The sequence below is a fragment of the Vibrio sp. YIC-376 genome (genome assembly GCF_052353105.1).
Taxonomy (GTDB): domain Bacteria; phylum Pseudomonadota; class Gammaproteobacteria; order Enterobacterales; family Vibrionaceae; genus Vibrio.
Genome location: NZ_JBBWFK010000005.1, coordinates 217,656 through 243,418, shown reverse-complemented (window position 1 = coordinate 243,418; position 25,763 = coordinate 217,656). Strand labels below are relative to the sequence as shown.

Here is a 25,763-nt window from a genome sequence, read left to right as displayed (position 1 = left end):
CTTCTGTTCCCTAGTTATTGTCTAAGTTTGTATTGGTATTAAGCTCGTTAACCTGAGTTTGTAGCTTAATGTTCTCCAGTTCTTCCTGACTGGTAAGTCCTACGCCGACCTGGCTGACTGCGAGTGCAGATAGTGCGGTGGCGAAGCGTAATAAATCGTTTTTTGGCATCACTTGCATGTGACCCCAGCACAAACCAGCAACCAATGTGTCTCCGGCACCTACGGTACTGACAACATTCATTCGTGGTGGTTGAGCTCGCAACCATTCACCCTGGTTTAGCCACATCACACCGTCAGCACCCATGGATACCACGATGTTTTCGATGCCTTTGTCGCTAAGTGTTTGCGCTGCTTTTTGACACTGTTCTGGTGTCTCCAAATGTTCGCCAACAAAATCACTTAGCTCTTCATCGTTGGGCTTGATAAGCCAAGGGTGTGCTTCAATACCTGCGCTTAGTGCTGCTTTACTGCTATCAAACAGAACCTTTTTGCCAAGTTGGTGCAGTTTTTCAATCCATGCAGCGCATAGCTCTGGTGTCACACCACCAGGAAGGCTGCCGGCAAGAACAAAATATTCGTGTGTTTCTGCCAGACGGAAAAGTGTATCTTCAAAACGGGCAATATCTGACGCGGTGACCTGAACACCCGGGAAGTTGATGTCGCTGACTTCACCGTTTGATTCAACAAGTTTTACGTTGATTCGAGTAGAGCCTTCAACTTCAACAAATTCGTCTTTTACATCAATTTCTTTAAATAGCTGATGGAAGAGCTCAGGGTTATCTTTACCTAAGAATCCAGTAACCGTAACGTCTGCGCCCAAATCACTAAGAACTTTCGCTACGTTCACACCTTTCCCAGCGGCATGCAGACTGCTTTGTTTAACCAGGCTTACTGAACCGACTTTTAACGCCTCAACCGAGCCGGTAAGATCCAGCGCAGGATTCAGCGTAATCGTGACGACTTTGCTTGTTTTTGTGCTAGTCATATTCGTTCCTTAACCTTCGCCAAGGCCAGAAGCGATCGCGTTACCAATGGACTCAAGCGCCTGAACAGCATCCGGACCTTCAGCAGAGAACTGAAGTTGGTGGCCGTGTTTAACACCCAGAGCAATCACTTTCATTAAGCTTTTCGCGTTTACAACTTTACCGTCGCCATCTAGGTTTGCTACGCGAATCGTGGACTCAAACTTCTTAGCTTCTGCGACCAGCATTGCGCCCGGACGAGCGTGCAGACCGTGCGAGTTTTTGATTTTGAATACTGCGATGTTGCCATCTTCAGATGCGGCAGGTGCCATCTCTTCACCTTTAAACAGGGCAAGAATTTGTTCCGCAGATGCATCCAACAATTTGCTGTGCTGTTTGTTAAACACAATGTTTGAGATTGTGTTCAAGATAGACTGGTGTGCGTTGTTACATGCAGCAAAGGCGATGAGCGCGCGTACTGGCTGACCTTCGTATTCACAATCATTTGCAGTTGAAACAAATGAAACACCAGTGCGAGATACTTGTTTGTTACTGCCTACCAGCCATAAGCCATTACCAAGAGAGGTTGGTGCTTTAGTCACTAGGTCTGCAACAAATGCTTTGTCTGCACATCCAGTGTTAGTAAGTAGGCCCCCCGCAACTGCACTCATTTGAATCATGTCGCTGGCAGGAAATTTCAGTTGGATAAGTGATGCGTCAAAATCAGCTTCTAGCTGAACATCTCCGTGAAGTAGGGCGATAATGTCATCTTCGCTTTTAGCATCACGCAGACGTTCTTCAACACCGTCAGCACCAAGAACTTTGGTCAGTTGTTTTAGAATACCAAGGTGTTCGTCAGACTTGGCTGCAATGCCAATAGCAACGAATACTTTGTTGTCATCTCCCCAGTCAACGCCTTCAGGGAAATGATGAACAGCAACACCTGTGGTTTTTACCATCGAGCGCGTATCGGTTGTTCCGTGGGGAATTGCAATGCCGTTGCCTAAAAAGGTTGAGTTTTGGTTTTCGCGGTTAAGCATGCCTTCTACATAACCAGCTTCAACCAAACCTTTTTCAGTCAGGCTTTGTGCAATGCTTTTAATTGCTTGAAACTTATCTGTCGCAGATTGTGATAGGGTAATGTCGTTTTTACTTAGCTTAAGCATGGTGCTTCTCCAGCCTTAAGATATCAATTTAAAATACGTTTCAGTTGTGCTGCTAAGCGTCGCCTTTATAGACAACTGTGCCAGCGCTCAACGTCTAAAATTTTTCTTGCGGTTCTTTGTTTTCACATACAGTGCTGAAACGATTCAGCACTGTGATAAATTTTTTAAGCTACTCAGCAAAATATATTCTCATCAAACGGTAGCTATCGTTTTTTTAATCCTAGACTAAGTCTCTGACAACTTCCGCTTTTTGGTGATTTAGGTCAATTTTTAAGTTTTTGCTGAATCCTTTCAGCTTTTATACTGAATCGGTTCAGCATATAATTCAACTTATCGTAGGATCATTGATGTATTAATATGATCGCGCGCACAGAATAAGGTGAAGAATATGACACTGGATGAAATAGCTAAATTGGCAGGAGTTTCTAAGACAACTGCAAGCTATGTAATTAACGGGAAAGCGCAGAAATACCGCATCAGTGAGAAGACGCAAAAAAGAGTGATGGCAGTGGTAGATGAATATAACTATCAGCCCGATCATGCTGCTTCGGCATTGCGTGCAGGAAACTCGCGTTCATTTGGGCTTATCATTCCAGACTTAGAAAACACCAGTTACGCACGTTTAGCAAAACTTATCGAACAAAATTCTCGCAAAGCGGGATATCAAATTTTGATCGGTTGCTCAGATGACGACCCGGATACTGAGCAAAAAGTTGCGGAAGCGTTGATCAGTCGTCGAGTTGATGCGCTGTTCGTTGCCAGCGGTATGCCATCGGCAAATGAGTTCTATCTAAAATTACAAAACTCAGGGACACCGGTAATTGCTCTCGACCGTCCGATGGATGATGAACATTTTAGCTGCGTGATCAGTGAAGATTTTGATGCCGCATTAGAACTGACGGATTCGGTGCTTTCACAGGAGATAACTTCAATCGGTTTGATTGGAGCATTAAGAGATCTACAGATTTCTAAGGAGCGTGAACTCGGCTTCCGCTCTGCTTGTGAGAAAGGCGATAGAGTCATCATGGTCGGTTATGGTCAACACTTCTCTCGAGAAGAAGGGAAAAAGGTAATCGCGAAATGGCTGGCTGAAGATAATCTTCCCGATGCTATTGTCACCACTTCCTACACTTTGCTTGAAGGCGTGTTGGACATGATGTTAGAAAAACCTGATTTGATGAGCAAAGTGCGTTTAGCGACATTTGGTGATAATCGATTGCTGGATTTTCTGCCCGTCAAAATTAACTCACTACCTCAGCAATTCGAAGTGATTGCGGACAGCGCAATGGAATTAGCCTTGAATGCTTCGGCAAAGCGTTATAAACCGGGTGTTGAGTTAATCCCACGTAAGATAGTGAAGCGACAATAATACCGTTACTACAAAGCGTGTTTAGATAGCCGATGGAAATGGAATTCTTATAGTTTTATTTCCACGGTCAGTGCCACAAACGCGTGGTCGCTGGCATACTTGTCTCGTTGATAGGATGGATTAATCAAATGCTCGTCCAGCACTTGATAGTCGACCACTTCAGCGACAGAGACCTCTGAATGAGCATCAAACTCCTGTGAAAGAAGGATGTAGTCGAGCACATTCCCTTGTGAAAAATGGTAGTGAGTCGCAGGACGATCAGCCAAGGCTGGGGTTACCTGTAAATCCCATCCATCTCGCAGCTGTAGTTCAGTGACGCTGTCACCAAAAGGTTCGGTTAATACACTGTTCACGCCATTTCGTGTAATGGGTTGATTCATGTCGCCCATTAATACCGTTGGCATGGGTTTGTCTTTATATTGATTCTGCATCGAATCCCTCAGCATTGCAGCTTCCCACCCTCGTTGTTGTGTCGATAGCCAACGAGCCATGACAGGGCTCACATATTCGGTATTGTTTGAATCTGCAGGGCGTTGAGACTTCAAATGGGTGACATAAACGGCAATGTGGCCAAGCGTTGGGTGAATGACCTGCGCATAAATCGGCTTACGGCTAAATGCTGGTGCGGTATTCAGTCCGAATGGAGCGAGGGAATCACTATTGAATGTAACGGGTTGTACTTGCTCTATCGGATATCGAGATACAATAGCAACGACAGGATGTGTGTAAATATACTCATCTTCCACATGTGGATTGTCTACGGTTGCAAAATAAGGATACCCCAGTTCATGAAAGTAAGATCTGGCTTGTTCAATGCTGAATACTTCTTGTAGACCGATAATATCAGGCTCGAGTTTTTCAAGTTGATTTTGAGTCCAGCTTAGTTTTCCTTGCCACTGCTCACCTGAGTAGATGTTTTCAAAATCATAGTAAGCGTCAGGTGGCGCAATAAAATTAAATAGATTTGCAGTAACAAAGGTTATCTGGCTCGGTCTGGACAAAATGCGTTCTCGTTTTAGAAATTATTTGGACAGTATATACCTAAATAGCCTCAAGATGCTTGGTTCAGCGAGGATGACTTGGCGAACAGAAACAACACGTTAAACTTTAGTCTGGGACTCGTCTAAAATTACGCTTAGGTATCTATTTACCTGCAATCCGTTTAAACTCCCGTGCAACAAGTTAAATGAGTAAAGAACATGACCCAAGATTACGACCATGAAGCCCATTTAGATAACGAAGAGCTAGAAGGCGAAGAGATTGAAATCGAAGCAATAGGTATCGAGGTCGATGCGCATCCGATCGAGTTGTATAAGCTTTTTAAAATCGCAAACTTGGTTAGCGGTGGTGGTGAAGCAAAACATATTATCGATGAAGGTTATGTTGCCGTAAACGGAGAAGTGGAAACCCGTAAGCGCCGTAAAATGTACGATGGTGACTTTTTTGAGTTCAACCAGGAGTACTATGTTGTTGTCTGTGATGCCCCTGTGACTGAACCTGAAGCAAAAGAGGCGAAACCTAACCAACAAGCAGCGAAAAAACAGCAGAATAAATCTCAGCCTTCATCTAAGAAACAAAAGCCAGCTAGCAAGTCAAATAAAGGCAACCCAGATAAAGGTCATAAGGCGACTAAGTCAAAGAACAATAAAAAGAACGCAGCGGAAAACAAACCAAAGCCGAGTCGCGATCCAAAAAGCGGACGTAATTCTATCGACTTCTTCTGATACTTCTCTCAGAGCACAAGAATCAAAAAATAAGCGCCGACATTATGTTCGGCGCTTTTAATTTCTGTCATTGAAATCAGAAAGAGTAAGACTTCGATTTTTTCTCGACATAGCGAAAAAAGAGCGAGAGTCCAAAACAGACTAAGAAGTAGGTTAACCCTACAAGCAACCAAATTTCAAAAATATAACCTGATGAATTCGCCATTTCTGTTCCGACGAAAGTCATCTCCTGGATAGAAATGAGAGAGACGATCGAGGTGTCTTTGACTAGAGAAATAGTCTGCCCAGCGAGTGCGGGCGTAATTGCTTTCAGAACTTGCGGGGCGATAATAAAGCGATACTTAACCCAACGTGGGAGCCCTAAGGAATCCGCCGCTTCCCACTGCCCTTGAGCAATACTCTGCAATCCGGCTCGGATGACTTCTGCAATGTAAGCTGATGACAATAAACCAACACAGAGCACGCCTGAAGCGAGGTTTTCCCATAATTGAGCGGGACCAAACAAAAAGTTCTGGATGGTGTTTGGTTCACCTCGGTAATTTCGCAGCAATGCTTCAAGTCCGACTAGTGGGATTATTTGGTTTGAGATAAAAAAGTAAAAAATGAAGACGAACACCAATGGGGGGACATTACGTACCAATTGGATAAACGCATTAGCAGGTGTTTTCAGCCATACCGATTCGGAGAAGCGGGCTAATGCAAGCAGAGTCCCTAAAACCAATGCAAAGGCGAGTCCCCAAAGGCTTAATCTTAGCGTGGAAATTAAGCCCTGAAAAAAATAAGGGAGGCTGCCGTCCGCTCTTGGCGTAAACAACAATGCAAATGCTTCTGACCAGTGCCAAATGTAATTAACTCCAACCGTCGAGCGGTAGTAAAGCCAAAATACAAATACTGCACAGAGAACAATCAACACCAAATCGAGTAGATTAAGCCGTGTCAGTAACGAGCTTGACTTATCTCTGCTAGGTGAGAGTCGAGTTCCGGTTTGTCCGCTCAAACTATCTGATTCCGATTTTATTAACATTGGCTTTGGCTCGCATTTAAGCGAGCCACGTAATGCTATTGCCCTTGAGCGACTTGATCTTGCCAGTCTAGCGTCGAGAACCAGTATTCATAACGATCTTTTAACCAACCATCTTGAGTGCGGGCTTCAATCCACTTGTTGAAGAACTCTTTCTTATCTTCTTCGCCTAAGCGTACAGCAAAGGCCTCATTGCCTTTTGAAAGACGCTCAGAAAATGGCAGGAATAACTTATCACTGTGTTTAACCGTCTCATGCTCTGGCTTAGGGCTTGAGGCGATAACCGCGTGCGCATTTCCGTTTAGCACTTCCTGAAACGCTTGAGCATCATCATCGAACTGTAGCAGCTTCGCTTTCGGGAAAGTTTCTCTGGCCACCTGAACGGTAAACGCGCCACGACGAACAGCGATATTTACTCGGCGAGAATCAAAGTCAGACAACTGAGTAAAGCCTGAAGCTAGCTCTTTATTTGCCGCTACCTGAACGCCAGAATGGGAATACGGATCGGTGAATAACACGCTTTTTGAGCGCTCTGGCGTGATAGACATACCACCGATAATGACATCAAATTTCTTAGCAAGAAGTGCAGGGATAATGCCATCCCATGCAGTAGGCACAAACTCGACTTTCAGATCAGAATCTGCCGCCAAGCGTTTTGCAACGTCAATTTCAAAGCCAATCAGTTCTCCTTGCTTGTTGCGCATTGCCCAAGGAACAAAAGTCGACATACCAACGCGTAGCGTGCCTCGCTCCTTGATTTGGTCTAAATTTGGTGTTGCTGGTTCTTCACTTGCTAACGAAGGTACAGCGAGAGCAAGCCCTAATATTGCAGTAATGGTCGCTTTGAATAACTTCATGTTATCTCCTTATAATTTGCGCCAACTGGCTCCTAATTTGTGTTCCAGCAAAGCAGATAAGCCGGACAATGAGAGTGTGAGAGCAAGGTAAATCGCTGCCACAGTAAACCAAATTTCAAACGGCATCGCCGTTTCTGAAACAATATTTCTCGCTTCGGTTGTCAGGTCGAAGATGGCCATCACGCTGACGATCGAAGAGTTTTTTATCAGCGAAACAACTTCGTTTGTTAACGGTGGCAGTGTACGTTGTAAGACCTGAGGCAAGATGACGTCTTTATAACTATAGAATGGTGAGAGACCGAGTGTTTTGGCGGCTTCAAATTGCCCTTTAGGGATACTGTTTAAACCCGCACGAAATATTTCTGCGGTATAGGCACCCTGAAAAAGTGATAGCGCCAATACGGCGGTGGAGAATCTGTCGAGTCCGATGACAGGACCAAATACGAAGTAAAGTAAGTAAATTTGCACCAACAGTGGTGTGTTACGGATCAACTCAACGTATGCGCTGCCAATGGCTTGACCGATTTTTGAATCGCTTAGTCTAAGTAGTGCGGTGACCAAACCGAATACTAAAGTGAAAACTAAACTGATGGCGGATATCTTGACTGTTACTAGCAAACCGCTTATCAGTTCTGCAGACCACCATTCGCCATCTTCATAAAACGCGATGTAATCAGGCACACGTTCCCATTGCCACTGATAACCCATGGCTTGTGCGCCGGAGTCAAGTAGCCAGGCAATGGCTACAAACAGGACCACTATTTGCGTCAGGGCTTGGAATGCTGGTTTGAATACTCGTCTTATCATCAATAGCTTAAAATCTGGTTTAAAAACGCGCGTGTTCTGGGGTGCTGAGGTGTATCGAATAAGGCCGCAGGGGAATTGATTTCCACGATTTGACCTTCATCCATAAACACGACACGGTGTGCTACTTTTTTCGCGAAGCCCATTTCGTGGGTTACGCAAATCATTGTCATACCGGTTTGAGCAAGCTCAACCATGACATCAAGCACTTCATTGATCATCTCTGGGTCAAGCGCAGAGGTCGGCTCATCAAATAATAGCAGGTCTGGTTCCATGCATAAGGAACGTGCTATCGCAACGCGCTGCTGTTGCCCGCCGGAAATCTGAATAGGGTATTTGTTTGCTTGTTCTTCAATGTCCACGCGTTTGAGGTAGTGACGTGCTTTTTTCTCGGCGTCTTGCTTGGATAATTTTAGTGTTCGCATTGGCGCAAGGGTGAGGTTGTCGAGCACGGTCAGATGGGGGAAAAGGTTGAAGTGTTGGAACACCATGCCAATTTTTCCGGGTTTGATTACTTTTCTATTCGAAGGTTGGCCAAAGATATAAAGTTGTCCCTCTTGTATCGACTCCAAAGCGTTGATGCAGCGGATCAGCGTTGATTTACCTGAACCTGATGGGCCACATACCACAACGATTTCACCAGAGTGAATCGATAAGTTGATATCTTTTAGCGCGTGATAATCTCCATACCACTTGTTTACGTTGCTAAATTCAACGACTGGAGTGTTGTCTTTCAAAAGTTCTCGCTTTTTAGGATAACCGTTATTTTAAAATAGCAAGTTGTGAGCCTGATTTTAGTTAGTGGGGGCACATAATTAGATAATGAATGGGACATAAAAGAAGTCTCCCTGATCAACTGACTTTGGGGAGTCGCTATGAATAAAATCATTTGCAAGCCTACTTGCTTACGTTGGCTGCTGTCTTAAATAAAACTAAGAGTTGATCACGGTGAAATAAGGCGTGCGAATGACAATAGCAATTACTGACAAAGTAATGAGTGTTTGTGCAGAGTAGTATGTCACCATCACCACTTGACGTGAAAACAAAGACTGTTCGTCAAAACGTCCAAAGCCTAACACCGTACCGGAAATAATAAAGATCAAACATCCCAGTACGGCAAAGGACGAGGACTGTGTTTGGCCACTCAAATAATATTCTAAAGCCGTCCAGCACATGGCCATCAACACTAATATATAGATTGCGACGGGGAGTTTTTCGTTTCCGAGACTAGGACTGAATAACCAGTAAATGCAACCACCTAAACCAAACACCGCGACAGGTAACCAAGGGGTTAGGTGCCAAGCCGAAATAAGCGCAAAACTGAAACAATAGGATAGGTGAGCCAGACAAAAGGCAATTAAGCCTAATAGGAACTTATCTCTGGGTAACATAAGTAATATGTCACCGATTAGCGAGAGACAAAGTCCAAATAATATCCATTGAGCATAGGGCAAATGGGTTGCTTCTGACGAGAACAGTATCCCTATCATCAAAAGAACAGGTAAAGGTTTCGATAAGTAAAACAGCCACTTGGGGCCATTTCGAATGCTAACAACATGTAATGCTGCCAAGACAGCAACGACTAGCCACATAGATCATTCTCTGAATAGACAAACTAAGCAGCATGGTGCTATCGCGCAGAGAAAGACTAACCTTTGATAAGGGTTGTACACTCGTCTCCGTTATATTTTTATTTACGCTAAGCTGCCACTTTAAATCTAATTATTTTTAGTATTTGTTGAGCTCCCTTGGAATCCATTTTCGTACTGACAAATGATTCACCAAGGCTCATATGTGCTTAAAGAGTAGCATAAAAAAAACGGCATTGTGATTCTTAATGCACAATGCCGTTTATATTACTTAGCTGACTTATTATCGTGTTTATTCGATAGCAAGCTCAAGGATTTTACGGCTGCAATCTAGATCGATCGCTTGGTTTTCACCAAGGACGGTCATGCCGTGTTTGTCTAACTGTTCGATCACGGTATTGATTGCTTGTTCACGGTCATCGCCGTAATTTTCAAGTTTCGTCGCAACGTCTAGCTGGCGGTAGAAGGCTTCAATTGCTTGAACTGTACGTTCTGCGAGATCATCTCCAGCTTCAAGTGCAAAAACATTTCTCCCCATTTGCTCTAGCTTAGCGCGCTTAAATTGCATTTGATTACGTAGTAGAGATGGTTGAATGATTGCAAGTGAACGTGCATGGTCAACACCCCAAATCGCCGTCAATTCATGGCCTATCATGTGCGTCGCCCAGTCGTGAGGTACACCGCTACCAATAAGGCCGTTCAATGCCTGGTTAGCCGACCACATTAGATTTGCACGCCACTTGTTGTCATCACGTTCATCAAATTGTTCGCCAAGCGTTTTCAGCGTTTTTAGCAAGGTTTCTGCATAGCCATCTTGTACCATTGCACCAGTTGGTAGCGTCAAGTACTGCTCACAAACGTGAACCCAAGCATCAACGATGCCATTGATCAACTGGCGTTCTGGCAATGTTTTCATCACATCAGGATCAAGAACCGCGAATTTTGGTTGAACTGCAGGCGCCATGAAAGCAAGTTTGTCCTGAGTTTCTGCTTTAGTGATAACTGCACCCATATTGGACTCTGAACCAGTTGCTGGAAGCGTCAAAATCGCAGCTAATGGTGTAGCTTCTTCTACCGTGTGTTTACCAATCAGGATATCCCAACCGTCACCGTCGTATTTAGACGCTGCTGCTACGTATTTCGAACCATCAATTACCGAACCGCCCCCAACAGCAAGTATAAAGCCGACATTTTGATTTTTTACAATTTTTACTGCTTTATCCAGCGTTTCTTTGGTTGGGTTTGGTTCTACACCAGAGAATTCTGACCAATCATGACCTTGTAGGGCATCAGTGATTTGAGTATAGACACCGTTCTTCTTAATAGAACCACCACCGTAAATTACCAGGACTTTTTGGTCAGCGGGAATGGCATCTTTGATTGAAGCGATTTGATTTTGACCAAAGTAAATTTTGGTTGGATTGACATAAGAAAAGTTCATTACAGACCTCTTGTTTCTTTAATGAGGATATTGAATACATGCATATTAGTATTAGTTAACTTGTTGTAGAATGCCTGTTTCTGTAAATAACTTGCCTATTTCTACAAAAATTAACATTGTGCTCTGGAAAGTCTAATGGAAACGAAAGTATAGTATGTAAATTCACCTGATAAGCCGAAGTTATGGCCATTTAAGGAGTAGCAAAATGAGTTCACTTGCAGAAATCATGCAGCACTATGTCGAGAAGCATTCTTTACATGATTTGGAAGGTATTAAAGAAACCGCGATTGAAGGGGTATGGTTTTATCGCAGTAGCAAGGGAAACAACCGACAACCCTTTGTTTATCAGTCAGGAATCATCGTGCTGGGTCAAGGGCATAAAAATATCCACATTGGTTCCAACCCAGTGAAATACGGACCTGATGATTATCTTGTTGTTGGTGTACCAATGCCACTGGAGTGCGAGGCTTTCGCTTCTAATAACGAGCCTTTGTTGGGTATATCAATCGATATCTCGCCAACTTTATTGCACAAATTAGTTAAAAAGCTAGAAGCTCAACAGTTTAGTAACACATGCCCAGACTCATCTCTGTGTGGACTTAAATCGGTGAGCATGAACGAAAATATGCTTGATGTGTGCAAAAGACTGATGAGTGCGCTTTGTAATGACCTGGACGTGGCAATATTAGGTGATTTACTGCTTGAGGAGATTGTATACCGAACCTTAGTGAGCAAAGAAGGGTACGTATTATTTGAACTGGCTCACCAAGAAGGATCATACGCAAGAGTCGCTAAAGCGCTAATGCGAGTCCATCAGGAATACCATGAACAACTGAACGTACAGATGTTGGCCGAAGATGCGAACATGAGCGTTTCTGCATTCCATCATGCCTTTCGTAGCGTGACGCTTGAATCCCCTCTGCAGTACATTAAAAAGGTACGGCTAAATAAAGCGCGTGAGCTAATTCAATTGGAAGGACGACGAGTGAACGACGCTGCACGCCTTGTTGGTTACAGTAGCCCATCGCAGTTCAGTCGCGAGTACAAGCGTCATTTTAATGAAACCCCTCGTTCTACAAAGGCTTAGTGATCTTTACTCAAAAATGGTTACTTTTTTTCCCTTTTTTATTAATTTGCGACGCACTTATTTATTTGCTCCACGAAATTAGCCATTAGTGCCAAATGTAAGGTGTTATGTTGCAATATTGTAATGAATTATTGAGAGGTGGCAGCGAAAACACGTAAGTTGATAGTGTGAAATTTTCAACTTGTACTTAAGTTATTTTACGTCGAAATAAAAGTGTAAACGCGTTGAAATAACCGCGTTTATTATTGTTTTAACAATAACTTAAGGAAAAGCGATTATGCACCTTAAAAACGGCAAAGCAGTAAAAAGTGTCTTCACACTAAGCACGTTAACTGCGTCTTGTCTTATGGCATTCAATAGTTATGCGGCTGTTGATTGTGCCTCTTTAGCGGTTTGGGAATCATCAAAAGTCTATACCGGTGGTGACCAGGTTCAGTATGAAGGTAATGCATACAAAGCGCGTTACTGGACTCAAAATAACAATCCAGCTCAATCTGGCCAATGGGGTGAGTGGGAAAGTCTCGGCGCGTGTGATGGCACTGGTCCTGTAGACCCGCCACAAAATGAAGCTCCAACCGTTGTGTTAACTTCACCTGCGGCATCAGACACAGTTACCGCGGGAGAGGTGGTTACTTTAACCGCTGATGCATCTGACTCAGACGGCACCATTAGTAACGTAGAATTCCTTGTTGATGGGGTCATCGTTGGTCAGGCGACTTCAGCACCTTTCTCTGCGTCCTGGACTGCGACAGAAGGGCTGCATGAATTTTCAACGGTAGCGTATGACAATGTTGATGCGGTAAGTACAGCAAGTAGTGTAACGCTCACTGTGGGCGCTTCTCAACCAGGAAACGAATCGCCAACTGTCGGTGTGGCTCTGTCAGCGACATCAATTGAGTTAGGCGGTTCTGTAACGCTTATAGCGAATGCTGCAGATGTTGATGGCACAGTGGCTAAAGTCGATTTCTACGTTGCAGGTGCATTAGCGGGTACAGTAACAAGCGCGCCATACACTTTGGAATTTACTCCTTCAAAAGCGGGCTCTTTGGCTGTCTACGCGAAAGCGACGGATGATGCTGGTGCAACTTCGGAATCAGCACTTGTTACTCTGACTGTGAATGGCGGCGCAGTAGCATCTAACTGTCGCCCAGACGGTTTACATCAAACTTCTGGTTTAGATGTGCCTTACTGTACGATTTATGACGAAGAAGGCCGTGAGAAGATGGGGGCAGACCACCCTCGTCGTGTGATTGGTTACTTCACAAGCTGGCGTAGTGGTGATGATCCACAAGCAACTTATCTGGTGAAAGACATTCCTTGGGAGCAGTTAACACACATTAACTACGCCTTCGTGAGTATTGGCTCCGACGGAAAGGTTAACGTTGGTGATGTGAACGATCCAAATAACCCTGCAACTGGCAAGACGTGGCCAGGTGTAGAAGTTGATCCAACATTAGGCTTCCAGGGTCACTTTGGTGCACTGGCAACTTACAAGCAAAAACACGATGTTAAAACCCTCATCTCGATCGGTGGATGGGCTGAAACAGGCGGTCATTTTGGTGCAACTGGTGATCGCGTGGCTGATGGTGGTTTTTACACGATGACGACCAATGCAGATGGCTCTGTTAACCATGCTGGTATTGAGAAGTTTGCGGCGTCTGCGGTTGAAATGATGCGTAAGTACAAATTCGATGGTCTGGATATCGACTACGAATACCCAACCTCAATGGCTGGTGCAGGCAACCCTTACGATAAAGAATTCATGGAGCCTCGCCGAGCTTACCTATGGGCGTCTTACCAAGAGTTGATGAAAGTACTGCGTGAGAAGTTAGATACGGCTTCGGCACAAGATGGCGTTCACTACATGTTGACCATCGCCGCTCCATCGTCAGGTTACCTATTGCGTGGTATGGAAACGTTCGACGTAACTAAGTACCTGGACTATGTAAACATCATGTCTTACGACTTGCATGGTGCCTGGAACGATCACGTTGGACATAACGCAGCATTGTTTGACACAGGCAAAGATTCTGAGCTTGCTCAGTGGAACGTGTATGGTACGGCTGCTTACGGTGGTATTGGTTACCTAAATACGGATTGGGCTTACCATTACTTCCGAGGTTCTATGCCAGCCGGTCGTATCAACATTGGTGTCCCTTACTACACTCGTGGTTGGCAAGGTGTGACTGGTGGTGATAACGGCTTATGGGGCCGAGCTCCGCTACCTAATCAGGCTGAATGTGCAGCAGGTACTGGTGAGGGCGAGAGCAACAACTGTGGCGACGGTGCAATGGGCATCGACAACATGTGGCATGACCTAGATCCTGCTGGAAACGAAATGGGTGCAGGGTCAAACCCAATGTGGCACGCGAAGAACTTAGAAAAAGGTATCTGGGGCTCTTACGCTGATGCTTACGGTCTGGATCCTGCGAATGATCCTAGTGACCAACTAGTGGGTACATACATGCGTCATTACGATTCAGTTGCGGTTGCATCTTGGTTGTGGAACGCAGACAAGAGTGTGTTCCTGTCTACAGAAGACAAAGCCTCTATCGAAGTTAAAGCGGACTACGTTATCGATAAAGAAATTGGCGGCATTATGTTCTGGGAACTGGCAGGTGACTACAACTGTTACGTCCTTGATGCAAATGGCATCCGTACAACTGTTGATACAACTGAACAGGCGTGTGCTACTGGTAATGGTGAATACCACATGGGTAATACCATGACTAAAGCGATTTACGACAAGTTTACATCTGCTACACCTTACGGCAGTAAAGTGGCGACGGGTGCAACGCCGACAGAAGCTGTCGATATCGCTGTGAGTGTTGGCGGATTTAAGATTGGAGACCAAAACTACCCAATTAACCCAAAAATTACGTTTACCAACAACACTGGTCAAGCGATCCCTGGTGGCACGGAATTCCAGTTTGACATTCCAGTCTCTGCACCGGATAACGCGAAAGATCAGTCTGGCGGTGGTTTAAAAGTGATAGCATCTGGTCATACTCGTGCAAACAACATTGGTGGTTTGGATGGTGTAATGCACCGAGTATCCTTCTCTCTACCAGCCTGGAAAGAGCTTCCTGCTGGCGGAACCTACGAACTGGATATGGTTTACTATCTACCTATCTCTGGTCCAGCAAACTATTCGGTAATCTCTGGTGGCAAAGAGTTTGCCTTTAAGTTTGAGCAACCAGAACTACCAATCGGTGACCTAAACTCAGGTACTGGCGGCGATGGTGGCACGACAGAACCAGGCTCTTGTAATACCGCTGGATTGGTAACGTACCCTGATCTTCCTCAAACTGACTGGGCTGGTAATCCAAGCCACGCTAATCAAGGCGATAAGGTCATTTACAATGGCGTGGTTTATCAAGCTAATTGGTGGACTTCTTCAGTGCCGGGTAGTGATGGAAGTTGGTCTACGGTATGTAACATCTAAGTTTTAGCCGTACCAGCTCAATGTAAAAGCGCACGATGATTGTCGTGCGCTTTTTAATTGGGTGCTTATTGAGAACGTTTAGAATTCGTAACTTTCAGGAATAACGACAATGCCTTTTTCCGAAATATGGAAGCGTTTCGCGTCTTCAGCTTTATTGATGCCGATTTGAGTATTCGGAGGAATACGAACATGTTTATCGATGATACAGTTCACCAACTGACATCCTTCACCAACTTCCACATCATCAAAAAGAATACTGTCCGCCACCGTCGCGCTGTCATGGATTCGCACGTTGCAGAAGATAATTGAGTGGTGAACAGAACCGCCGGAGTTGATCACGCCATTCGCAATAATGGAGTTAATAAAGATACCTTCATTTCCGGTTGCCGAAGAAACCGTTCTGGCTGGTGGAAATTGGGGTTCGTAAGTGCGAATCGCCCAGTTTTCTTGGTATAAGTTCATCGGTGGTACAGGTTCGAGCAAATCCATATTTGCTTCATAGAAAGAGTCTATCGTGCCTACATCACGCCAGTAGCAGTCTTTATCAACACGACCTTTACTTCCACAGAACTTATAAGCGTAAACCGACTCGGTATCGATTAATTTTGGGATAATGTCTTTACCAAAGTCGTGGCTAGAACCTTCTTGCTCTGCATCTTCGCGTAAAGCCGCTTTAAGGACATCCATATCAAAAATGTAGATGCCCATTGACGCAAGGCTCTTAGAAGGATCATCAGGCAGAGTAGGCGGTGTTTTTGGTTTTTCTATAAAGGATTTAACTAGTCCGTTTTCTGCTATGCCCATAACACCAAACGCTGTCGCTTCTTCTACAGGGACATCCATACATGCTACGGTGAGTTTTGCGCCTTTTTCTTTATGTTCTTCAAGCATCGCCGCGTAATCCATTCTGTAGATATGGTCGCCGGACAATACGACTACGTACTTTGCATCATTTCGGGACAACAGCCATAAGTTGTGATAAATGGCGTCTGCGGTACCTTCATACCATGCACCACCTTTGCGCATTTGCGGAGGAACGGCTGTGATGTATTCACCAAGCTCGGGATTGAAGATAGACCAACCATCACGAAGGTGTTTTTGTAGCGAATGCGATTTGTATTGTGTGAGGACTAAGATTTTACGTAAACCGGAGTTCAGACAGTTAGTTAACGTGAAATCGATGATGCGATATTTGCCGCCGAATGGTACAGCAGGTTTGGCTCGGTCATCAGTAAGTGGACTAAGTCTGGAGCCCATACCTCCAGCTAAAATAACAGCGAGTGCGTCTTGCATAGTGTTCCCTTTCCCTTATTTTACATGACCCAAAATAGTGCTTAACCGGGGAGAGTTGGTTACAGCAAGAGATATTTTGAATGGCATGTGCTTGTGTGTTGATGTTCTACTGCAAACTTTAGTACAAGAATCGCGCCATAGAATTATTTTTTAGAAATCAATGAGATTAATTTAAGAATGGGTAGTGGATGCACTGCATTAGGGAAGGGTTATTGTGGTGCGCACCATATTGGTGTGCTATTTAAGGTCAAATAAAGTGATTGCGATTTACAATGTAAAGTAGCCAAGAAACAATAAGATAAAGAGAGCACATTGCTCCCTTTATCATTAATGCTTTAATCAATTCAAAGTGAAGTTACTGTCCTAAGAAAGACCGATAATGTTGCCATCGTCGTCTAAGTCTAGGTTCATAAATGCAGGCTTATCAGGCAGACCCGGCATCGTCATTACACTACCAGTCAGTGCATAGACAAATCCCGCGCCAGCACATAAGCGTAATTCACGAATCGGTACAGTAAAACCGCGTGGGGCGCCTTTTATCCCTGAATCGGTAGTAATAGAAAGTGGTGTTTTCGCTATACATACCGCTAAGTCATTAAACCCAAGACTTTCGAATCGTTTAAGCTGCGATGAGGCTAACTCATTTAGAACAACATTAGACGCGCCATAACCGACTTCGCAAACAGACATTAACTTTTCTTTAAGTGATTGTCCTTTATCGTAGAGCGGACGGAAATTCGGTGGGGTGTCACATGCGTCGACTACAAATTGAGAAAGTTCTAATGTTCCTTCGCCACCTTTTGCGAACGCGTTGCTGACCGCAACTTTGACATCAGGGTTAAAAGAATGAATTAACCCTTTTAACGCTAAAAGTTCTTCTTCACAGTCTTGTGGAAACTTATTAATAGCAACAACCGCAGGGATACCATATTTGTGTACGTTGTTAATGTGCCATTTCAGGTTTTCGAATCCAGCTTTTAACGCAGACTCATCTGGATTAAATAGGGAATCAGGGATAGGCGTACCCGGACGAAGATCATAATGTCCCGAGTTTGCTTTTAGTCCACGAAGCGTTGCAACAATAACCACGCAGTCAGGAGCATGGTTCGCCGCCGCCGCTTTTATGTTACATGCTTTTTCGAACCCCATATCAGAACCAAAACCAGCTTCAGTTACAGTGTAACTAGATAACTTTAATGCGATTTCATCAGCGATGATAGAGGAGTTGCCATGGGCGATGTTGGCGAAAGGGCCTGCGTGAATAAGTGTTGGGACACCTTCCAGAGTTTGCATAAGTGTTGGCGCAATCGCTTCTTTTAAGGTTACTGCCATTGCTCCTGCAACTTGAAGATCTTCCGTCGTTACTGGATTCCCATCCAGGTCATAAGCAACAACTATTTTACCTATACGTGTTCGTAAGTCTTTTAAATCCTTAGCTAGGGCGATAATCGCCATTAACTCGGAAGCGGCAGAAATGTCGAAACCTTCATCTCGCTCATTACCATTGATGCTTTTACCCGGTTCATTTAAACCGATTTTGACCATTCGCAAAGCACGGTCGTTATGATCCATCACGCGTTTCCACGTAATGCTGTTAACGTCTATTTTTAGCGAATTTAGGCCTGTACGTGCTTCAAATGCGTCATAGCCTTCTCGTTGCTCGTGGTAAAGACGTGCATCAAGCGCTGCTGAAGCGAGGTTATGTGCTGCGGTAACGGCGTGTATGTCACCTGTCAAATGTAAGTTTAGTTCGTCCATTGGTGCGACTTGAGAGTAGCCACCACCTGCGGCACCGCCTTTGATACCAAACACTGGTCCCATAGATGGCTGCCTGATACAAGCAATTACAGATTCATTCAGTTTTGCCAGCCCTTGAGCAAGACCAATAGTGGTCACGGTTTTTCCTTCGCCAAGTGGAGTGGGAGTGATAGCAGTAACCAGTACTAATTTACCATCTTCATTATCTTTTAAGCGATTGAGACAATTGGGGTGCACTTTGGCTTTGTGTTTGCCGTGTGTGTCATATTCATGAGGCTCTAGACCCGCATTGGATGCGATAGTCTTAATGGATGATAAAGGTGTGTTTCGGCAAATTTCAATATCAGACTGCATGGATACTCCCAAAAAGTGGCTAACATGTGGTGTTTAACTTCAACCTATCTGAAAAACTTACGATGTTTTGCGCAAACGTTTGCGCGAGAATAATACTGGTAAGGAAATGAGTGTAAAGAATTTAATGCGTCTTATTGTGCTACATAATAGCAAAATCAACCAAACAATGCGCTAGATCAAAACAAAAAGGCCACCAAACGGTGACCTAAGTATCTTTTTTATTCTAAGACTCAGAATTTAGCGATCCCAGTAGGTCTCTTCTAAACTGTCTTCGCGTTCTGGTAGTGCGCGTGACAAGCGAGGTGAATGCTGAGTTAATACCTCATAGCTCACTCGATTCGAGTATTTACAAATTTGTGATAGTGATGAGTAAGTCAAACAACGGACTTGATGTTTCTCTGAATTTGGCACTTCTTTATGATGGAAAGAGTTTGCTGCCATGTCATGAAGAAGGGCAGAGAGCGCAGCATCGCCGGCACCGTTTGTATTCTTAATTTCCAGCGGACCACCAAGGTATGGACCGATATGCGAATACACTTTTATTGCGTGTTCGCAGTCATCTTTGCGCATTGCGCGACTGAACTCGAACTTGTTAAAGTCCTCAATCGAACCTTCTAGCATGTCGTGAGTGGTTTCTCTCTTTACCTTTTCATCCGTGTAACCAGCCATGTAAAGGCCATTTGGACCTGCGGTGCACAGTACAAGATCAACCCAATCGAGCGCTTTATCTGCGGCTGCAAGTGGATCAGATAGTCCTGTAAGTGCAGCGCCTTCCTCTTCATTCATGGCAACAACAGAAACGTTCTCACGAATATACTCCTGCCACCACTCAGCATTTCCTTCGATCACGTATTTAGTACCTAGTGTAAGTACGACAGGAACATCGTGCTTCTTAGCAAAATCAATCGCTCTCTGAACAGCCTTTGGCATTGGATCTTCTTCTTTTCCACGCATTAGGTACGAAGAAACCACGAGAGCTGAAGCTTTGCTGAATATTTCTTCAGGAATACTTTCAGGTAGAAGTTGGTTCATGTGACCTTCATTGATTGCGAAGGTACGTTCACCATCTTGTGTAATAAGGGTATAACAACGACCAATTGGACCATCTACAGTTTGCAGATGGTTCAGGTTCATTCGAGAAGATGTACGGCAAAGGTAACGGTATGCGAATGAACCCACCTGAATATTCTTGGACATTACGCCAAGCAGAACTGATTTGCTATCTGCTAGCACAGAGTAGTTGTGTAGCGTGTTCCCTATGGTGTCACCTGGGTATTGGTGAGTAATCAGGCCTTGTTCAACTAGCTCTTCATACAGTGCATCTGCTTTGTTCTCTTCTAGAACGAGAGAGTGTCCTTTACTTAAGTTGTATTTTTCTAAAAACGCGTCATCTACTCGAGCTTCGATATCTACGATGGTTTGACCGACACCAATGATGGTTGGGCGATATAGCTTTGGAGATTGACGAATTTGGTTAACTAATGGATCTCGAGCGTGAGTTGGGAAGTAGTGTTTAGATTTACGCTGACCAGGAAACTTCATGCTTGTTCTTGAGTGAGAAAAAAGAAGCGGGATTGTATCACAAAAAAATGAAATTAAATGGTATTTGTTGCAAAGAAAATTTGCCCACCGACACATTTGGTGGGCTAGGTAGGATCATTTATTCGAGATTAATTGTTTTTTGCTTCGGTTGGCTGAACGTAAGCTTTTGTGCCCCATAGTGGTACTGTTGATAAACTATGCTTAAAGCTACCAGAGGTCTCTTTGGTTGAGTACGAAAGGTACATCAAGGTTTGATTTTCCGGATCATAAATTCGACGGATTTTCATCGATTTAAAGAAGACACTTTTGGACTTCTTAAAGACGACTTCACCAGACTTGCTTTTATCGATTTTAGCGATCATTTCGGAGGTGATTTCACCAGTTTGACGACATGAGATTGAGCTGTCACTTGGATCGGCCAGACTAAAATCAGCTTCAATGCTGGCAACGTGACAAGTCACTCCTGGTACTTCCGGGTCGACAAGCGTATTCAACTTGATGTCTTTCAAAGTGAACATACCAAGCGATACATCTCCAACTTCGTCACTGCCACATCCTGCGAGCAGGGTAAGTAAACTTAAAGCAAGTAAGCGTTTTTTCATTATTCGGTCCTTAACTAGAAAAGTTTATGACTCAATCTATCAGACGTTCGCATGTAAAACAAAATTTGGCGCTACCTCAGGACTTTAGCTAGGTTTGTTATAGGCTTCATGCTAAGGTACCGCCTCAAACGAATGGCTTCTTTAGCGTTTCCCAATTAAAGAGACACATTGGGGTGGGTCAGCTAGCTTTCGTTTTTGACTCGCTAGAGTTTTCTAGCCTGTGATATTAAGGTATTTAAATGAATGAACAACAGTTAGTCAGCATAGAGCGCAAGAATGTGTGGCTGCATGACCTGGTCGAAGTTGAGTTTCCCACTCCTGAAAGTTTGAAAGGGCGAGAGATCTACTTTCAGTCGTTAGAAAAGCAGACATACCAAGTTGTTGAAAAACACACTTTGTTAATGGGCGATTCGGAGTGCAAAGCTGAAGATATTTTCCTCGTTGACTTTCACCGACTCACCATCATGTTTTCTATTCTGCAATCACAGCGCTGGGATGCTCAGTACGACAAAGACATGATTGTCGAGTATCTTACTCAAATCATTTTGACGCCAGATTTTGAACTGTATGTTGGATTCCTAGAAGGAACTCCGGTTGGAGCTGCTATCGTCAGTCAATTTGGCGGTAACACATTGATTTCTGATGTCGCTGTGTCAGATTCACTGGAAAAAAGTCAATTTATCTCTGATCTTGCGAAACGATTAGACGGTGAACAAAAACTGTGTGAAACCGTTGTCTGCGAATGTTAACTCAAGCTCGTCTCACTCTTTGAGTGGGACGCGATTGGTGCGGTAGTTTCGTTGCCTACCGACTTCTTAATTCTCCCTTTCATTAACATATCAAGGTAATACCTCAATTTTCCCCGTGCCGGACATCTTATTGAAAAGAACACGGTTTCACTGCTATTTAGAGAGAAATCGGTGATCTTGCTTTAAAAATAGATAATTGTTCGATGCCATTTATGTGAAATGCCAAGCCCATCGTTTAAACAATCCTAAACTCAAATATTATTAACCTACAAAATAAAATAGGTCAGCGACATTTTTGAGGCGTTCAGGGGAATTCTATGGCTATTAACAATATAAAATGCGTAATTTTTGATTGTGACGGAACACTGGTTGATAGTGAGCGCTTGTGCTGCCAAGCTTTGGTCAATGTGTTTAACCAGCATGGTGCTCAGTTGAGCATGCAAGAATGCTTGGCGCATTTCAAAGGTGGAAAACTTGCCGATATTCTTATTGATACTAAAAAGCTGATGAATATCCATGTCCCAATTGAAGTTTTAGAGCCCGAGTATCGCCAAGAAGTGCAGAAGTTATTTGTACGTCATTTACAGCCCATGGATGGTGCCAAACGCCTGCTTAAGTTTTTTGATTTTCATAACATTGAATATTGTGTCGCATCTAATGGACCAAGAGATAAAATCGAGTATGCTCTTGAGTTAACAGGTTTGTCAGAGGCTTTTAAAGGAAAGGTGTTTTCTGCTTTTGAGGCAAATAGCTGGAAACCTGAACCTGATTTGCTCATGTACTGTGCGATGAACATGGGGTTCCTGCCTAGTGATTGTCTTTATATAGATGATACTCCAAAGGGAGTTGAGGCAGGGCTGAACGCGGGTATTAAAACAGTACAGTTATTTAACGGCGAAGAGGTAAATCGCGTTGATGATGAACGTGTTATCCAAATCCAGCATTTAGACGAATTAAAAGAGCAGCTTTTAAGCTGCTCAATTTAAAACCTAGTGGCGCATTCGGCTCGGGCTATGAATGTGCTTGAGTTTAGATTGTAAGTAAGGTGTTTGATGTAAGCACTGAATTGAAGAGAAGTTTTTGGTATGGAATCCACAAGCCGCGCAAGTGAACTTTTCGCCATCCGAAGATATTAAATATTCGTCACATTGGCATAGAGGGCAGTTTAGGTTTTGATTGTCTTTTGCATCGTTGTAATTATTCATATTGTTTTTCCAGCAGCAAATTGGAATTGGTTAGTTCAAGCATAGCGGAACAAAATCTTGATGAACATTATTTCATCAGATACAAAGCGTTCTTTCGATTCACTTCAAAAAATTGATTTACGTCAATTGGTTGCTCTGTTCAAACATAATTGAGTGCAAAAAATGGGCTCCTTTTCAGGAGCCCATTTTAGTCACGATTTAAAATAACTATTTGGTTCTATAACGAAGTAACACCTCACCTAGATTGGCGGACGCTTTGGTTAAGTTCGCAACACCAATGGTTGATTGTTCTGCGACTTCTCTAATCGTACTCGATTGTGTACGTATGTCTGTCAACTCAGATGCAATATCGTTGGCGACTGCACTCTGTTCTTCCGCCGAAGTCGATATCTGAATACTCATGTCCATTAGAGAACGAGCAGACTCAGCGATAGATGAAATATCGTGACCAACCTCATCTATTAACTGGCTACTGGTTTGTGCCTGTTTCACCGTACGGTCGGTGATAGAAGCGATATTCTGGCTTTCAATTTGTAGCTTCTCTATCATCGCCTGGATTTCTACCGTAGCCTGTTGTGTGCGGCTTGCCAAGGTTCGTACCTCGTCAGCAACAACAGCGAAGCCACGACCTTGTTCACCCGCTCGGGCCGCTTCAATAGCCGCGTTGAGTGCTAAAAGATTAGTTTGCTCTGAGATTGCATTGATGGTTGTTATGACATCATTAATTTGAGTGGTGTTTTCATTTAAATGCGTCACTGAAGTGGCAGCTTGTTCAATGTAGCCTGAAAGCGTGTCGATTTCTGCAATGACATTCTGCACTCGACCACGGCTGTGTTCGATCTTTTGTGCGTCTCGATCAGACTGTGTAGTCGCTTGTTGAGAAATACTTGAGACTTCTTTTGCTGACGCCGTCATTTCTTCCATTGCAGTCGCGACGGAATCCAGGGTTTGATATTGGTGAGATATCTGAGTCGCACTTAGGTGCATGTCACTTTCGAATGCTGAAGAGGTCTCACTCAATGTATTTGCACTATCTTTTACGCTATTGACGAGCTCTGTAAGTGTATCCATTGATTTGTCGAGTGCGCATCCAATCGTTCCAAACTCATCGCGTCCAGGGTGAAATCCAAGACGAGAGGTCAAATCACCTTCACCGATTTTCTGAGTAGTGGTGTAAAGCACCCAAAGTGCCCCTCCAATGAAAGTAGCAACCCAGTAGCAAAACAATGCAAATGGTATTACCCAGATAAAGCTGAGAAGAAGTGAGGTTAGGGCGTTGGACTTAGCTTCTTCGTATTCAGTAGCAATATCATCCGAATACTTAACGATCTCATTAGTGTTAGTGGTTGAATAGACAGTGACAAAGCCGTCTTGAAAAAGGTTCTGTTGCAGACTACTGGCTTTATTGATGCCAGCAATTTGATAAATGTCTACGGGTTGTGCTTCGATGATCCCGGCAAGCCTTGATTGAGCAACTTTAATAGATTGCTGTTCAAATTGAACTACTTCATTGTAGTAGCGGCTTCCCGCTATAGAAGTAAGGGCAACTAAAAATAGTAGGAATATAACCCAGATTTTGTCGTTAATAGACATCTTAATAAACAGTCGATCTATCGTTCTAAACTCAACTTCTCTCATTTAACACTCCATTTGAGATGTAAGGTATTTATCATTCTTTATCGTCACTTCCAGCGAAAACGTGAGATGCAATTCATTAAAATATGTAATAAAACTGATTTGCAGCTTTATAAATGAGATCTATGTCAACTTATAGATTTCAATAATTCGATGGATAAGACAAAAACATTAGAGGTAATCGATATGCAATCGATTACTTTTGGTTTTGTTCAAAGGATTAAAAATCTTTACTTCTCACTGTCATAAATATGTCTTATAAAGACTATAAAAAGGAATCGCTGGCAGAAAATTGGAAAGATCAGTGTCAGTTGGAAGAAGCAAGAACGCTTCATAATTAAGTAAAGGAGGTCACAATGAGCGACCAATACCAAAATGATGAGAGTCTGGAGCTGCTTGATGCGCTTGAAATTGGCATTCTCTTATCCGAGTACTTCGGCTCAGAAAACGAAGCCGAATAGTACTGCACGTATTCTCAATTCATCATCGTAGACGTTATACTAAGTTCATGTCGCATCAGGCTTAAAGGCGAACATGGCGTCGAATGAACTTTCTAGCCCATTTACACATCGCAGACCACTGCAATAGTCATTTATTAGGAAACTTGCTTGGAGACTTCGTGAAAGGAGATCCAAGCAAGCAGTATCAATCCGAAATATCTAATGGCATCAAACTCCACCGTTTTGTCGACCGCATCACCGATCAACATCCCATCGTTGAAGAGTGCAAACCTCACTTTACTGGTGTTGCACGCCGATTCGCTCCTATTGCGTTGGATATGTTTTGGGATCACTGTTTAGCCAAGCATTGGGATCTCTTCTATCAGGGACCACTTGATCAGTTTGTTAATTATGCGCACCAACAGGTCGACCGAGAAGTAATTGATGGCTTACCGCCTCGATTTCTATTGCTGCACAGCAGGATGTGGAGCGGTGGATGGCTTCAGTCCTATCAGGATCTGGAAAATATAGAATTTGCACTGCACAGAATGTCTCAGAGAAGTCCAAGAATGGCGGATCTTACGACCACATTTTCGGTATTAGAGGAAGAGTATGAGGCTTTAGAAGCAAAATTTCCTGTCCTCTACCAAGATGTTCTTGTTCAGGCACTTGAGTATCACAAGCAATTAATCAATGCATAGAGTCAAAAGGTAGTATGGT

Annotated in this window: 22 protein-coding genes; 7 read left to right on the top strand and 15 right to left on the bottom strand. The window is 43.7% G+C overall.

Going from position 1 to position 25,763, the window contains the following annotated elements:
• Window positions 1–10: 10 nt before the first annotated feature.
• Together pfkB and fruB are read right to left on the bottom strand one after the other, a co-directional pair.
• Window positions 11–985 carry a 1-phosphofructokinase gene (pfkB, locus tag WJM94_RS11870; protein ID WP_444494421.1) on the bottom strand — a complete coding sequence of 325 codons (975 nt, stop codon included), beginning with the start codon at window positions 983–985 and terminating at the stop codon, window positions 11–13.
• Between the two features lie 9 nt (window positions 986–994).
• Complete coding sequence (fruB, locus tag WJM94_RS11865) at window positions 995–2,128, bottom strand: fused PTS fructose transporter subunit IIA/HPr protein (protein WP_444494420.1); 1,134 nt, start codon at window positions 2,126–2,128, stop codon at window positions 995–997.
• 388 nt (window positions 2,129–2,516) lie between these two features.
• Between fruB and cra the strand changes: the two genes are divergently transcribed.
• Window positions 2,517–3,497 (top strand): catabolite repressor/activator, encoded by a 981-nt coding sequence (cra, locus tag WJM94_RS11860; protein WP_444494419.1) that lies wholly within the window; start codon window positions 2,517–2,519, stop codon window positions 3,495–3,497.
• A 47-nt stretch (window positions 3,498–3,544) separates the two neighbouring features.
• Here the strand turns inward: cra and WJM94_RS11855 are convergent, their stop codons facing one another.
• A complete protein-coding gene (locus tag WJM94_RS11855) occupies window positions 3,545–4,498 on the bottom strand; it encodes an endonuclease/exonuclease/phosphatase family protein (protein WP_444494418.1) in 954 nt (317 codons plus the stop codon).
• A gap of 198 nt (window positions 4,499–4,696) precedes the next feature.
• On the opposite strand from WJM94_RS11855, the gene WJM94_RS11850 reads away from it, so the two are divergent.
• Entirely contained in the window at window positions 4,697–5,221 is a 525-nt protein-coding gene (locus WJM94_RS11850; protein ID WP_444494417.1) for an RNA-binding S4 domain-containing protein, read from the top strand.
• Window positions 5,222–5,297: 76 nt separating this feature from the next.
• Here the strand turns inward: WJM94_RS11850 and WJM94_RS11845 are convergent, their stop codons facing one another.
• The 6 genes from WJM94_RS11845 to WJM94_RS11820 form a co-directional block, all read right to left on the bottom strand.
• The gene (locus tag WJM94_RS11845; protein WP_444494416.1) at window positions 5,298–6,218 is read right to left on the bottom strand and encodes an amino acid ABC transporter permease; all 921 of its coding nucleotides are present in this window, start codon (window positions 6,216–6,218) and stop codon (window positions 5,298–5,300) included.
• A 62-nt stretch (window positions 6,219–6,280) separates the two neighbouring features.
• Entirely contained in the window at window positions 6,281–7,099 is an 819-nt protein-coding gene (locus WJM94_RS11840; protein ID WP_444494415.1) for a transporter substrate-binding domain-containing protein, read from the bottom strand.
• A 9-nt stretch (window positions 7,100–7,108) separates the two neighbouring features.
• On the bottom strand, window positions 7,109–7,906 hold the full coding sequence (locus WJM94_RS11835; protein ID WP_444494414.1) for an amino acid ABC transporter permease: 798 nt from the start codon (window positions 7,904–7,906) through the stop codon (window positions 7,109–7,111).
• Window positions 7,906–8,640, bottom strand: coding sequence for an amino acid ABC transporter ATP-binding protein (locus tag WJM94_RS11830; RefSeq protein WP_444494413.1), 735 nt, complete (start codon window positions 8,638–8,640; stop codon window positions 7,906–7,908). Before WJM94_RS11830 ends, WJM94_RS11835 begins: the two co-directional genes overlap by 1 nt.
• 195 nt (window positions 8,641–8,835) lie before the next feature.
• Entirely contained in the window at window positions 8,836–9,495 is a 660-nt protein-coding gene (locus tag WJM94_RS11825) for a lysoplasmalogenase (RefSeq protein ID WP_444494412.1), read from the bottom strand.
• Window positions 9,496–9,784: 289 nt separating this feature from the next.
• The gene (locus WJM94_RS11820) at window positions 9,785–10,933 is read right to left on the bottom strand and encodes an iron-containing alcohol dehydrogenase (RefSeq protein WP_444494411.1); all 1,149 of its coding nucleotides are present in this window, start codon (window positions 10,931–10,933) and stop codon (window positions 9,785–9,787) included.
• 205 nt (window positions 10,934–11,138) lie between these two features.
• On the opposite strand from WJM94_RS11820, the gene WJM94_RS11815 reads away from it, so the two are divergent.
• Together WJM94_RS11815 and WJM94_RS11810 are read left to right on the top strand one after the other, a co-directional pair.
• Window positions 11,139–12,020 carry an AraC family transcriptional regulator gene (locus WJM94_RS11815; RefSeq protein ID WP_444494410.1) on the top strand — a complete coding sequence of 294 codons (882 nt, stop codon included), beginning with the start codon at window positions 11,139–11,141 and terminating at the stop codon, window positions 12,018–12,020.
• A gap of 277 nt (window positions 12,021–12,297) precedes the next feature.
• On the top strand, window positions 12,298–15,465 hold the full coding sequence (locus tag WJM94_RS11810) for a chitinase C-terminal domain-containing protein (RefSeq protein WP_444494409.1): 3,168 nt from the start codon (window positions 12,298–12,300) through the stop codon (window positions 15,463–15,465).
• Between the two features lie 78 nt (window positions 15,466–15,543).
• On the opposite strand, the gene glgC is transcribed toward WJM94_RS11810, so the two are convergent.
• The 4 genes from glgC to WJM94_RS11790 all read right to left on the bottom strand — a co-directional run bounded on the left by glgC (window position 15,544) and on the right by WJM94_RS11790 (window position 21,014).
• Window positions 15,544–16,758, bottom strand: a complete 1,215-nt coding sequence (gene glgC / locus WJM94_RS11805; RefSeq protein ID WP_444494408.1) for a glucose-1-phosphate adenylyltransferase — start codon at window positions 16,756–16,758, stop codon at window positions 15,544–15,546.
• A gap of 363 nt (window positions 16,759–17,121) precedes the next feature.
• Window positions 17,122–18,870 carry a formate--tetrahydrofolate ligase gene (locus WJM94_RS11800; protein ID WP_444494407.1) on the bottom strand — a complete coding sequence of 583 codons (1,749 nt, stop codon included), beginning with the start codon at window positions 18,868–18,870 and terminating at the stop codon, window positions 17,122–17,124.
• Window positions 18,871–19,107: 237 nt separating this feature from the next.
• Window positions 19,108–20,412, bottom strand: a complete 1,305-nt coding sequence (locus WJM94_RS11795) for an inosine/guanosine kinase (RefSeq protein WP_444494406.1) — start codon at window positions 20,410–20,412, stop codon at window positions 19,108–19,110.
• A gap of 128 nt (window positions 20,413–20,540) precedes the next feature.
• Entirely contained in the window at window positions 20,541–21,014 is a 474-nt protein-coding gene (locus tag WJM94_RS11790; protein ID WP_444494405.1) for a CreA family protein, read from the bottom strand.
• 239 nt (window positions 21,015–21,253) lie between these two features.
• On the opposite strand from WJM94_RS11790, the gene WJM94_RS11785 reads away from it, so the two are divergent.
• Both WJM94_RS11785 and WJM94_RS11780 read left to right on the top strand, forming a co-directional pair.
• On the top strand, window positions 21,254–21,763 hold the full coding sequence (locus WJM94_RS11785; RefSeq protein ID WP_444494404.1) for a flavodoxin: 510 nt from the start codon (window positions 21,254–21,256) through the stop codon (window positions 21,761–21,763).
• Window positions 21,764–22,080: 317 nt separating this feature from the next.
• Window positions 22,081–22,749, top strand: coding sequence for an HAD-IA family hydrolase (locus WJM94_RS11780; protein ID WP_444494403.1), 669 nt, complete (start codon window positions 22,081–22,083; stop codon window positions 22,747–22,749).
• A 3-nt stretch (window positions 22,750–22,752) separates the two neighbouring features.
• Here the strand turns inward: WJM94_RS11780 and WJM94_RS11775 are convergent, their stop codons facing one another.
• Both WJM94_RS11775 and WJM94_RS11770 read right to left on the bottom strand, forming a co-directional pair.
• Window positions 22,753–22,968, bottom strand: coding sequence for a hypothetical protein (locus tag WJM94_RS11775; RefSeq protein ID WP_444494402.1), 216 nt, complete (start codon window positions 22,966–22,968; stop codon window positions 22,753–22,755).
• Window positions 22,969–23,175: 207 nt separating this feature from the next.
• Window positions 23,176–24,606, bottom strand: coding sequence for a methyl-accepting chemotaxis protein (locus WJM94_RS11770; RefSeq protein WP_444494401.1), 1,431 nt, complete (start codon window positions 24,604–24,606; stop codon window positions 23,176–23,178).
• A 541-nt stretch (window positions 24,607–25,147) separates the two neighbouring features.
• Here WJM94_RS11770 and WJM94_RS11765 point away from each other — a divergent pair.
• Window positions 25,148–25,744 (top strand): acyl carrier protein phosphodiesterase, encoded by a 597-nt coding sequence (locus WJM94_RS11765; protein ID WP_444494400.1) that lies wholly within the window; start codon window positions 25,148–25,150, stop codon window positions 25,742–25,744.
• Window positions 25,745–25,763 lie beyond the last annotated feature (19 nt).